We start from the raw sequence: 2,227 nt of genomic DNA, 5'->3' as shown, positions 1-2,227 counted from the left end.
TTTTAGTCATTTAAGAAGATGAAAAACTTTCCGCCGTGAGAAAAGTGCCTGAAACAACTGTGTTTCAGGCATTCGGGAGTTTTGAGAGTAAAACAGTTTGGGAAACTGTTTTAGCCTGAGCCCGGAAATTAAAGAGCGAGGGGGTTCAAAACTAATTGAACACGGGCTGCGGATTGTGTCAAAAAGTGCAAATGCATTAGTACTAAATCCAAGACACAGTAGCTGATTGAATTCTTCTCTCACCTTTCAGCTCGGAAGAATCCTAATCAGCCTTGTGGGGGCAGGACAACGAAGCAATCCCATACAACAGTGCTTCTGTCCTGCTCCCTATTTTGACTTTATCCGCAAAAGCCCTTCGTATCTTAATTAGTCATGGAACTTCGTAGAAGTTCGCTGACGTCCGTACTCACCTAAGGAAAGTTTCTAAAATTACTTTATCTTCAATCTGAAAGAAGCTCCGATTTGGAACTTCTTTTTTGGTGGCTAGAATGGTGTATCGTGTCCATCATTAAGGCAATAAAAAAAGTAAGGCGGATTGGCCTTACTAATTGATTGGGAAAGAAATTTCGATCAGTTTGTCGGAGTAGAGCGTTTTAATAGCGGATTGGTCGATGAGTTTAAGATCAATCTTGCGTTTTAAAAAGAACTCACGAATTTTTTCAACTTCTGTTTCACGAATGGCACGGTGTTTGTTACTAATCAGCAATTCGTAATGAGTAGGAGCTTTGGTAAAGATAACATCGGTGTTACCAGCTGAATAGACCTCAACAAGGGTAGCATCGGTACTTTCTAATTGACTTTTGACCAAATTAGCATGACTATTTGTTGTATTCATAAGCTTCATGTGAGATCCTCCTAAGCTCTTTCTCCATTTATTATAGCACTTTTTTTTATTTTGTGAAAGAAGTCGCTTACAATTTTTGGGCAGATTTCCACATTTTGATTCCCCATTTATGGCTTCCTCTTTTTAACTTTTCAATGGCTTCGTCAATGGGGAACCAGGCAATGTTATTGAAATCCTCTAGTGGCTTTTGAGCTTCTACAAAGTCAGTTACTTCATAGATATAAGCAGGATTGTAGTAGTGGGTGTCGCGGTGACTGGAGTAGAAGTACTCATCTGCTTGTCCATAATACTCGCCGATGGTCGCAGTGAATCCCAGCTCTTCGATCAGTTCGCGCTCGAGTGCCAAGAAATGATCTTCTCCTGCCTCGATCTCACCACCTGGTAGGAACCAAGCCCCATTTGGAGCTTGGACTAGGATGATTTTGTCCTTTGCTGGATTTGGAATCACCGCATAGACTCCATAACGATTGACATAGTCAACATTTTCTTCTTTTGTTCCAAAAGTTGCAACGGTCATAATGATACTCGCTTCTTATTTTTTTATCATTATAACATAGATGGACATAAAAAGCAGTAGGAGATAAAAATAAGAGAGATTCCTGGTAGCTACTAGGAATCTCTCTGTGGAATGCGATTATTCAGTTACTTTTTCTGCTTCGTTCGCAGGTTTGCTCTTTCCTTTGATGCTAATCTTCCCATTGCTGGTCATGACAGCCTTCAGATCTTTCTCACTAGGATTTTCTAGGTAGTAATCTGTAATGGCATCTTCAATATAGTCTTGAATGGTGCGACGAAGAGGACGTGCCCCCATTTTCGGATCGTAGCCTAGGTCAACCAGTTTCTCCTTGACCTTATCGGTAACATCCAGGTGGATATCATTGTGGGCTAAGCGTTGGTTGACATCGTCTAACATGAGAGTGACGATTTGAAGGAGGTTTTCCTTAGACAAGGCTTTGAATTCAATGATGCCGTCAAAGCGGTTCATGAATTCTGGACTAAAGAAGTTTCCCAGTTCACCTAGGATAGAATTGGTACGACCTTCACGAGCCGCCCCAAAGCCGACATTAGCCTCCGCTTTTCCAGTTCCCGCATTGGAAGTCATGATGATAATGGTATCTTTGAAGCTCACCGTTCGGCCTTGTCCATCTGTCAAGCGCCCATCGTCTAAGACTTGGAGGAACATATGCATGACATCTGGGTGGGCCTTTTCGACCTCATCCAAGAGGATGAGAGAGTAAGGGTTGCGACGCACCTTTTCAGTCAGCTGGCCTGCTTCTTCATAGCCGACGTAGCCTGGAGGAGCACCGACCAATTTGGCAACGGCATGTTTCTCCATATACTCACTCATATCAAAGCGAATCATACTGTCAGCAGAACCAAAGA

3 protein-coding genes are annotated in these 2,227 nt (G+C 42.4%); all 3 read right to left on the bottom strand.

Going from position 1 to position 2,227, the window contains the following annotated elements:
- Positions 1-544: 544 nt before the first annotated feature.
- Complete coding sequence (locus ACLOR3_RS06530; RefSeq protein ID WP_048715438.1) at positions 545-844, bottom strand: DUF1827 family protein; 300 nt, start codon at positions 842-844, stop codon at positions 545-547.
- Between the two features lie 67 nt (positions 845-911).
- Positions 912-1,361 carry an NUDIX hydrolase gene (locus ACLOR3_RS06525; protein WP_061563680.1) on the bottom strand — a complete coding sequence of 150 codons (450 nt, stop codon included), beginning with the start codon at positions 1,359-1,361 and terminating at the stop codon, positions 912-914.
- Positions 1,362-1,478: 117 nt separating this feature from the next.
- Positions 1,479-2,227 (bottom strand): AAA family ATPase (locus ACLOR3_RS06520; RefSeq protein WP_412037083.1); only part of this gene is annotated, 749 nt, incomplete at its 5' end.

This window comes from Streptococcus intestinihominis (assembly GCF_046824975.1).
Taxonomy (GTDB): Bacteria; Bacillota; Bacilli; order Lactobacillales; family Streptococcaceae; genus Streptococcus.
This window is presented reverse-complemented; position numbering and strand designations above follow the sequence as displayed.

Excerpts from the sequence above, each read along its gene's own strand:
- ACLOR3_RS06530 (WP_048715438.1), bottom strand. The coding sequence starts at position 844 with ATGAAGCTTATGAATACAACAAATAGTCATGCTAATTTGGTCAAAAGT.
- ACLOR3_RS06525 (WP_061563680.1), bottom strand. The coding sequence starts at position 1,361 with ATGACCGTTGCAACTTTTGGAACAAAAGAAGAAAATGTTGACTATGTC.